The sequence below is a fragment of the Prochlorococcus sp. ALOHA_ZT_50 genome (assembly GCF_022447305.1).
Lineage (GTDB): Bacteria > Cyanobacteriota > Cyanobacteriia > PCC-6307 > Cyanobiaceae > Prochlorococcus_A.
Map to the genome: position 1 here is coordinate 1 of NZ_JAKVCI010000038.1, position 9,008 is coordinate 9,008.

Below are 9,008 nucleotides of genomic sequence, written 5' to 3' on the forward strand. Positions count from 1 at the left end.
TTTACTGCGTTTCAATGCCCTCTAAGTGGAGTTCCTCTCATTCAAAAAGGGATGCAAAAGATTTAGCAAGAAGATTAAAGATAAGTTTTAAGAGCATTCCAATTGAAAACTTGATGACCTCTTTTGAAGAATCATTTATAAAAAACTTATCTTTCGAGATGGCTGAAATAACAAATCAAAATATTCAGTCAAGGATAAGAGGCACACTTCTTATGGCTTTAGCAAATCAAGAAAAGCATTTGTTACTCTCAACAGGCAATAAATCAGAACTGGCCGTAGGATATTGCACACTTTATGGTGATATGAATGGGGGATTATCGGTAATTGGGGATTTATATAAAACTAATGTTTTTAAATTATGCAATTGGCTTGATAGTGAAGATTCAATTAATCGTAGAAAGTCATATATGTTAGATACTAGTGTAGATATAATTGGAGAAAATATACGTACGAAAGCTCCAAGTGCCGAATTAGGTCCTGATCAATTAGATACTGATTCTCTCCCACCTTATTCTATTTTAGATAATATTCTTAAAGGAATTATTGAAGAGAAAAAAGATTTACAACAACTAGAAGAAGATGGTTATAAAAAAGATTTAATTTTAAAAATTATCTCACTCATAAAAAAAGCGGAATTTAAAAGAAAGCAGGCTCCTCCAATCCTAAAACTAAGCAGTCAATCATTAGGAAGTGACTGGAGAGTTCCCATAGCAATATCTTATTAATCACTATAAGAACACTGTTGGATTTTTTTTAAAGGCCGTTTAACTGAATCAAGGTTGATACCTTTTTTGATAGCAAGAATTATGCCTGCAGCTTCTAAATAATTATCCACTTCAAAAAGATTGGGATAATCATAAAACTCATTTGTCACTTTTAATGTATTTTGATTTTTTACAGAGATAATATTTAAACCTTTTTCAATCCCTGCTAGTACTGCTTCTCCACCTAGTGCTCCATTAGGAACAACAATAGATTCAATCTGATCAGGGTGTAGTGAGATTGATTCATTTTTAGCAGGCAATTCAACAATGTCAGGTGCATTGCTTAAACCAATCAGTACAGATGGTAAAAAAGTGTATCCTATTTCTTCTGCAGCTGCACGAGGATCTAAATTTTCATTCAATTCAATTGGATTTAAAGCAGGTGCGTGAGCACAGGGAACTTTTAAAAATTTGCTTATTAAATGACTTATAACTGCTTCGACTCCAGAAATAGGATCAACCCCTTTCCCCTCTCGATAGATATTTGTTTCTAAAGAATCTGAATCATCTGGAAATTTTGCCACAATTGCTATTGCCGTAACTCCTTTTTCTATTAAACATTTTCCAGCATCAATTAGAGTATCAGGATTTTCAATTGTGCCACCACTGATTTTTGAAGAATCAGAATCAATAACTATGTTTAATGGCTTTTTTGTAATCACATAAGAATGAACATTAATCCCTAAAGTAGAAACACATGCATCAGCAACTTGTAAATGTCTTACTAATATTTCTTTTTCAATGGCTGAATCAAAAATTATCCCAATTTTCTGTTGCTTTACCCTTTTTAAAGCGATTTCTCCTTTAGCAAGTCGGTCTAAACTATAACCCTCAACATAAAAAATATTTTTATCTTTTTCAGAAAGAGTACCGCCATTCATAACATTTGGATGAGTAATTAAACATCCACTTGCCGATGCTAATAATTTAGCGGTAGGAAGTGCATCCCCAGCAAAACCTCCTACTTCACAACCAATACCAGTTGGAACAATGAATATTGTTGGTGAATTTTCCATTATTAAAAATATTTCAATTTATATTTTTTAATTAGCTAAGACAGCTTTAATTTTAAGTTTTTTTGTTCCAAAAGAGTCAATAGAATTTTGAATATCAACAATTGACCATCGAATTAAATCACCTTTTTTTTCTAAATTTGCAATGATAAATTCCCTTAAATTTTTTAATTTTATTGAAACTGGCCAATCTAAATAATAATCAACTGAACTTAATTTCATTTTTGATATTTACCAAATTGATCATTATATAAATCATCTTCGACTTCTTTACCAATAACAATATTCAAATCTGACTTGGGGTATGCTACACACAAAAGTGCAAAGCCCTTTTCCCGTAAATCATCATTTAATCCCATAGCATCTTCCTGATCTACGGATCCTTCCAATATCATGGATGCACAATCTGTACAAACTCCTGAACAACAACTACTTGGTAAATCTATTCCATTCATTTTTGCCGCTGAAATAATATCTTGATCTTCAGAACATAAAAAACTAAAAGTCTTTTGCTCAAATTGAACTTTGATATTGTATTCAGGCATATCCTAAATCTTATTGCTAAACTGCTGAACCTCCTACAACTTCTAATATTTCTTGAGTAATAGCTGCTTGTCTGGCTTTGTTATAGGTTAGATTCAAAGTACTTGCTAATTCTTTAGCATTATCACTCGCATTATTCATAGCAGTCATCCTGCAAGCGAGTTCTGAAGCTGCCGACTCTTGAAGAGCTCTTAGTACCTGATTCTGTAAATATAATGGTAATAACGAATCTAATAGTTGATCAGGACTTTGTTCAAAAACAATATCTGATGGCAACTTCTCTGAATCACTTTTTTCAATATTTGATTTTTCAACAAGTAACTTACTATCTTTTGTAGTCAACCTAAAAATTTCATCGTTTTCCTCAGCAATTCCTTGAGGGTCAAGTGGCAATAGTGTTTGAACGACAGGGGCACAGCTAACTAAAGTGATGAATTTCGTGTAAATAATTTCCACCCTATCAGAATTTTCTGAAAGAAATTCAGCTAAAATCTCATTTGTAACTCCTTCAGAGTCCTTGACTGTGGGTACCTGTTCTAGTTCTTTGAAAGTACTTTTAATTACATATCTATCCTTTCTATTTTGAAAATATCCAATAGCTTTCTTCCCTACCAAAATTAAATTTGGCTGATACCCTTGTTTGACTAATTCTGCGTATCTTATTTCTACCTTTTTTATAATATTTGTATTGTAACCACCGCATAAACCTCTATCCGCAGTTATACAAACCAAGGAGATACTCTTTACTTCTCTCTTGGATAATAGAGGAGAGTCGACAGCCTCAAATTGTACTCTAGATTGAATATTTTCTAAGACTCGTGCAAGTTTATCTGCAAAAGGTCTACTCTTAAGAACTTGATCTTGAGCTCTCCTAACTTTTGCAGCTGCAACAAGTCTCATGGCCTCCGTTATTTTTCTTGTATTTTTAACGGAAACGATTCGATCTCTAATCTCTTTAAGATTTGCCATGGTATCTCCTAAATAAATTTAAACTGTGGCAAGCATTGATGATTTAACTTCATTTATCACCTCTTTTAGTGTCGCTTCTAATCCATCATTTAATTTCTTTTCTTTAAGAATCTCTTCTATAAATTCTGCTTTATTTAACTTTAGGTATTCCCTAAGTTCAGTTGCAAATTTAGTAACATCTTCAACAGGAACCTCATCAATAAGACCTTTAACTCCTGCATAAACAACTGCAACTTGTTCTGCAAGGTTCAGCGGAGAGAATTGAGGTTGCTTTAATAACTCTCTTAGTCTTTTGCCTCTTTCAAGTTGTTGCTGAGTTGCTTCATCAAGATCAGATGCAAATTGAGAAAAAGCAGCTAGTTCATCAAACTGTGCGAGTTCTAATTTTAAAGTTCCTGCAATTTTTTTAATTGCTTTTGTCTGAGCGGCTCCTCCAACACGGCTAACAGAAATACCAACATTAATAGCTGGTCTTAATCCTGAGTTAAATAAATCTGCACTCAAGAATATTTGTCCATCTGTAATTGAAATAACATTAGTTGGAATGTAAGCCGAAACGTCCCCTGCCTGAGTTTCAATAATTGGAAGAGCTGTCATAGAGCCCCCTCCCATAGCATCAGAAAGTTTTGCTGCTCTTTCTAACAATCTACTGTGTAAGTAGAAAACATCTCCTGGATAAGCCTCTCTTCCTGGTGGTCTTTTTAAAAGAAGAGACATTTGTCTATAAGCCTGAGCTTGTTTTGTTAGATCATCATAAATAACAAGTGTTGCTTTACCCTGATACATAAAATGTTCAGCAATTGCTGCACCGGTATAAGGTGCTAAGTACTGTAAAGCAGCTGGTTCTGAAGCTCCTGCACTAACTACGACTGTATAATCTAGGGCTCCTCTCTCTCTTAAGACCTCTACGATGTTTGCTACTGATGCTGACTTCTGACCAATAGCTACGTAAACACAAACTACGTCTTGACCTTTTTGGTTGATTATTGTGTCGATAGCAATTGCAGATTTTCCAGTTTGTCTATCACCAATAATTAATTCTCTTTGACCTCTTCCAACAGGAATCATTGCATCAATAGATGTGATACCTGTTTGCATTGGTTCATGCACTGATCTTCTCTTGATTATTCCAGGAGCCATTTCTTCAATCAATCTAGTATCACTTGTTGGAATTTCCCCTTTCCCATCTATTGGTTGTCCGAGAGGGTTAACAACTCTCCCCTGCATTGCTTCACCAACTGGAACAGATGCGATTTTACCTGTGGACTTAACGTTACTTCCTTCTTGGACACCAAGTGCCTCTCCCATTAAAACGGCTCCAACATTATCATCTTCAAGATTTAAAGCTATACCTTCGGTACCATCCTCAAATTCCAATAACTCACCTGCCATGACCTGATCTAAGCCATATATTCTTGCAATGCCATCACCGATTTGCAGAACAGTTCCTACATTGCTAACACTTACAGATTGGTCATAATCAGTTATTTGTTGTTTTAAGATTGAACTGATTTCATCAGGGCGTATAGATACCATGGATTTAAGAATTTAAGGTTGATTTAAAAGTTACTTGGAAAGAGATAAGCCAAGTTTTCTTATTTGTGAAGCAAGAGAAGCATCAATTACTTTTGATCCTACACTGGCGACGAAACCACCAATAAGAGATGGGTCGATTTTAGTTACAAGTTCTAATTTTTCTGTTCCAGCAATATTGATGATCTTTTTGGTAATTAAACCTTTCTGTTCATCAGTAAGCTCGACTGCAGAAGTAACAGTTGCCAAAGCAATATTACTATTTTCTCGGTAAATCTCTAAAAACCTATCAAGAATTGAAGTAAGGATTCCAATTCTTTGCCTATCGGCCAATAATTTTAAGAAATTCAGTAAAGAAGAATTAACCTTATTTGAAAAAATTTCAATAATGATTTTCTTCTTAGCATCTGTCTCTAAAATGGGAGAGGATAGTGCCTTCTCCAATTCAGGGGAATCATTTATTAATTCCAAGAGTTGTTTAACCTCAGAAACCATCTCTTCAGTTTGCGAATTTTCATTCACAACTTGAAGTAATGCCTCTGCGTATGGTGTAGTAACTGAATTTAAAAGTGGCATTAGTTCACCTCAATATTGTTAATTGATTGAGTTACCAAATTTTCTTGTGTTGTTTTATCAAGTCGATTTGGGAGAGAATCTAAAGCTTTCTTAATTGCCAGTTCAACAGCTTCTTTTCGAAGTTGAGAAATTGCTCTGGATGCTTCAGAGCTCTCATCAGAGATTGCACTTTGTTTAATTCGTGCCATCTCCTCTATCGCTTTTTTCTCACTTTCCATTCTGATTGATTCAGATCTTTTAAGGGAATCTGCTTTTATTTGAGAAGCTTTTTCTTCTGCTGAAGATAAATCTTTCTTCGCCTTTTCTAAAGCTTGAGTTGCATTTAGGAGTCGATCTTCAGCATCTTTTAATTCAAGAAGGATTCCTTCTCTCCTTTTTTGAAGCATTTTACCTAGGAAACCAGGCAAAAATTTATAAAGACCGAAAACTACTACAGCCCAATTAAGGATATTAGTTTCGAATAAATTGAAGTTCAATCCAAAACCTTCTGTAGCTAAAAGAGTTAAATTCATTTTTCTAGAATCAATCTATTAACAATAAGTTCGCTTAGATCATCAGCCTGTTTAGAAAGTTGATCACGAGCAGCAGACGTCTGACTTTCAATTTCTAGTCTTGCTTTTTCTTTTGAAGCATTTGCTTCATTGTTAGCAAGTTCTAGTGCTTCTTTATAAAGCTTGTCAGACTCATTCTCAGCTTCGCTCACAATTCTTTGGGCTTCTGTACGAGCACTTTGAAGCTGAGTTAATAAATCAGCTTCTAATTTTTTAACCTCAGAAAGTTTATTTTTGGCCTCAATAATATTATTACTTACAAACTTTTCTCTTTTTTCTACAACATTGCCAACAGGCTTAAAAAAGAGAGAATTTAATATGTAAGTAAGCGCAACTACTTGTATCGCCATTAGTGGCAAAGTGGCATTTATATCAAATAATCCACCTTCTGTAGCACCAAAAAAATTAAAGGCCAACATATGATTCAGTTGAAGTTAAAAAATTAAATTTAAATATTGCTAATAAGGATTAGAAGCAATATTAACTTTTAGGAAAAAGGATTCGCAAAAAGTAGTACCAAAGCCACAACTAATCCGTAAATTGTTAATGACTCCATGAAAGCGAAAGATAAAAGAAGAGTTCCTCTGATTTTACCTTCAGCTTCTGGTTGACGGGCAATACCCTCAACAGCACCTTGAGCTGCGTTACCTTGTCCAAGACCTGGGCCAATAGCACCTAGACCAACTGCTAAACCAGCAGCTACAACTGATGCAGCGGAAGTAATCGAATCCATAATTTTGAAATAAAGAGCTTAATACTTGTGATAATCTTTGTTGTCATACACGCTTGGACATCCTTTGTTTTAAGAATGGGTCTGATATTTTCAGACCTACGCGATTAGATATTTTGCCAGATTACAGACCCTTTGTAAAAGCGTCTGAATGTATTAGAAGACAGCTAATGATGTTCTTCAACAGCTTCTCCAATGTAGTAGGCCGCTAAAGTTGCGAAAATCAATGCCTGAATTGCACTAGTAAATAATCCTAGGAACATAACAGGTATTGGGAGAATTAGCGGAACTAAAAAGACTAGAACACCAACAACAAGTTCATCAGCCAAAATATTTCCAAATAGCCTGAAAGAGAGTGATAAAGGTTTCGTAAAGTCCTCTAGAATTTTGAAAGGAAGCATAATTGGAGTTGGGTGAACATAGTATTCGAAGTATCTCCAACCCTTATTGCTTAAACCTGCATAGAAATAAGAAAGTGAAACCAATAAAGCCAAGGCTATAGTTGTATTGATATCTGCAGTAGGTGCTCCTAATTCTCCACTTGGTAACTTAATCAATCTCCAAGGAATTAAAGCTCCTCCCCAATTACTAACAAAGACGAATAAAAATAAAGTACCTATAAATGGCATCCAATCTCTATAAACTTTTTCACCTATTTGCGTCCTAGCAAGATCTCTTATGTAATCCCAGAGGAACTCAAGCAAGTTTTGAAGGCCTTTAGGATCATTTTCCATTTTTTTAGTTCCTAAAGAAATAAAAACTAATAACGCTCCTAATAAAATCCAAGATGTTAAAAATACCTGCCCATGAAGTCTGATATTTCCAATTTGCCAATAAAGATGTTGACCAACTTCTAATGCTGCAAAATTTGTTAGCAAGGAATTAAAAAACATTTGTTTTGAATAAAAAAATTTACTTAAGAACGTGAAAAATAAAGAATGAGTGAAGGCTTATAAATGAAAAAACCTATCATTGCAGGAAAAATATCCAAAGATCCTAGCTTGCTCGCAAAAATAAAGAGGCAAACTGGAACTAATAGTTGCAATTTTGATACACCTGATGATTCTTTACCAAGTTTCCCTATACTTTTGGCAAGCAAACGTAGGTAAAAAATGCCGGCAATTGCACCTATAAAAATACTAAAACCAAAAGTAAATCCTAGAAAAATTCCAGTTATTGATGCTAATAAAATAGAAACAATAAAAGTAATTCCAAAAATTGTTAATTGCAATTTTGTGTATTCATCATTTTGAGAAAGCAAATTATCTATTTGATTGGCAATGCCAGATTTACTTTCTTTGATGATCGAATTATTCAGGGATTGAGGAAATTGAACATTCTCATTAGAAGGATGCTCAAGTTTTTTTCTATTTGAGTCCACTGATGTGAACATAGTTTAGAAACCCCTCTGAATGGTTTTAAGTAAGTATATAAACTCACGGAATCTATCACGGAGAGGTGCCTTTTAGCTAGTTTTTTTTTATAAAAAATTAATTCTTAAGATTTATGATGAATCTGTAGACCATTTTTTACTTTATTCTTCAAAAATAAAATTTATGAAAAGTCATCTTTTTAATTGCTTTAACACTTTAAAACGTTAATAAAAGACTTGGCAAAATCTCAATTAAACGTCTCAATAGTACATATACATCTAAAAAATTGGAGATAAGTCAAGAAAAAATAAAATATAAAAGAATTTCTAAAAGAAAAAAAACCTTTAGTTCTAATTACAAAAAAAATTTCAGCAATTTAACAGAGTCTATATTTCCCTTACCTTGGGCGATATGGCCTTATGAAGCAAAAATCCTCATTGTCATCATTGGAATTTGGTCAATATTAGGAATATGCATACTAGGATCATCAAGTTGGTGGGTGGCTAGTAGGGAAATGGGAAATTGGGCTTACTTCTTAAAAAAACAAATCATTTGGACAATTCCAGGAATTGGTTTATTTTATTTCGTACTTAATACAAACATTAGAAATCTTTTAAAGTTTTCAAGAATTATTTTTTATATTTTATTCTTTTTGATTTTCCTTACCAATCTTACTGGAATTACAGTTAATGGATCTTCAAGATGGCTAGTGCTTGGCAATTTACGTCTGCAGCCATCTGAATTAATTAAACCTTTTCTAATTCTAGAAGCTTCTAATCTTTTCGCACATTGGAATCTAATAAAGAATGATAAAAAATTACTTTCAATAATATCCTTTGGTTTATTAATTTTATTAATATTAAAACAGCCTAATTTAAGTACTGCATCATTAACTGGAATTCTTCTTTGGGTAATGGGTTTATGTGGAGGAGTAAAACTTAGCTCTCTTTGCTCAT

At 33.6% G+C, this 9,008-nt stretch carries 13 protein-coding genes; 2 read left to right on the forward strand and 11 right to left on the reverse strand.

Annotation, left to right across the window (positions count from 1 at the left end):
* Nucleotides 1-725, forward strand: a 725-nt coding sequence (nadE, locus tag MK115_RS08500; protein ID WP_287610746.1) for an NAD(+) synthase, incomplete at its 5' end; no start/stop codon positions are given.
* Here the strand turns inward: nadE and MK115_RS08505 are convergent.
* From MK115_RS08505 to MK115_RS08555, 11 genes are all read right to left on the reverse strand, one after another.
* Complete coding sequence (locus tag MK115_RS08505) at nt 722-1,780, reverse strand: DUF3326 domain-containing protein (RefSeq protein ID WP_287610747.1); 1,059 nt, start codon at nt 1,778-1,780, stop codon at nt 722-724. The genes nadE and MK115_RS08505 overlap by 4 nt on opposite strands.
* A gap of 27 nt (nt 1,781-1,807) precedes the next feature.
* Nucleotides 1,808-1,999 (reverse strand): DUF8621 family protein, encoded by a 192-nt coding sequence (locus MK115_RS08510; protein ID WP_025926987.1) that lies wholly within the window; start codon nt 1,997-1,999, stop codon nt 1,808-1,810.
* A complete protein-coding gene (locus MK115_RS08515) occupies nt 1,996-2,322 on the reverse strand; it encodes a 2Fe-2S iron-sulfur cluster-binding protein (protein WP_011819064.1) in 327 nt (108 codons plus the stop codon). Before MK115_RS08515 ends, MK115_RS08510 begins: the two co-directional genes overlap by 4 nt.
* Before the next feature lie 16 nt (nt 2,323-2,338).
* The gene (locus tag MK115_RS08520; RefSeq protein WP_025946391.1) at nt 2,339-3,289 is read right to left on the reverse strand and encodes a F0F1 ATP synthase subunit gamma; all 951 of its coding nucleotides are present in this window, start codon (nt 3,287-3,289) and stop codon (nt 2,339-2,341) included.
* Nucleotides 3,290-3,307: 18 nt separating this feature from the next.
* The gene (atpA, locus tag MK115_RS08525; protein WP_011863563.1) at nt 3,308-4,825 is read right to left on the reverse strand and encodes a F0F1 ATP synthase subunit alpha; all 1,518 of its coding nucleotides are present in this window, start codon (nt 4,823-4,825) and stop codon (nt 3,308-3,310) included.
* A 30-nt stretch (nt 4,826-4,855) separates the two neighbouring features.
* Nucleotides 4,856-5,398, reverse strand: a complete 543-nt coding sequence (atpH, locus tag MK115_RS08530) for an ATP synthase F1 subunit delta (protein ID WP_025930851.1) — start codon at nt 5,396-5,398, stop codon at nt 4,856-4,858.
* A complete protein-coding gene (locus MK115_RS08535; protein WP_025882323.1) occupies nt 5,398-5,910 on the reverse strand; it encodes a F0F1 ATP synthase subunit B in 513 nt (170 codons plus the stop codon). The genes atpH and MK115_RS08535 overlap by 1 nt, the downstream gene beginning before the upstream one ends.
* Nucleotides 5,907-6,368 carry a F0F1 ATP synthase subunit B' gene (locus tag MK115_RS08540; RefSeq protein ID WP_011819069.1) on the reverse strand — a complete coding sequence of 154 codons (462 nt, stop codon included), beginning with the start codon at nt 6,366-6,368 and terminating at the stop codon, nt 5,907-5,909. Before MK115_RS08540 ends, MK115_RS08535 begins: the two co-directional genes overlap by 4 nt.
* Nucleotides 6,369-6,436: 68 nt before the next feature.
* On the reverse strand, nt 6,437-6,682 hold the full coding sequence (gene atpE, locus MK115_RS08545) for an ATP synthase F0 subunit C (RefSeq protein WP_002805169.1): 246 nt from the start codon (nt 6,680-6,682) through the stop codon (nt 6,437-6,439).
* Nucleotides 6,683-6,846: 164 nt separating this feature from the next.
* A complete protein-coding gene (gene atpB, locus MK115_RS08550; RefSeq protein WP_011863567.1) occupies nt 6,847-7,572 on the reverse strand; it encodes a F0F1 ATP synthase subunit A in 726 nt (241 codons plus the stop codon).
* Between the two features lie 23 nt (nt 7,573-7,595).
* Nucleotides 7,596-8,072, reverse strand: coding sequence for an ATP synthase (locus tag MK115_RS08555; RefSeq protein ID WP_032518128.1), 477 nt, complete (start codon nt 8,070-8,072; stop codon nt 7,596-7,598).
* 266 nt (nt 8,073-8,338) lie between these two features.
* On the opposite strand from MK115_RS08555, the gene MK115_RS08560 reads away from it, so the two are divergent.
* Nucleotides 8,339-9,008: FtsW/RodA/SpoVE family cell cycle protein (locus tag MK115_RS08560; protein WP_287610751.1), on the forward strand; the 670-nt coding region annotated here is incomplete at its 3' end.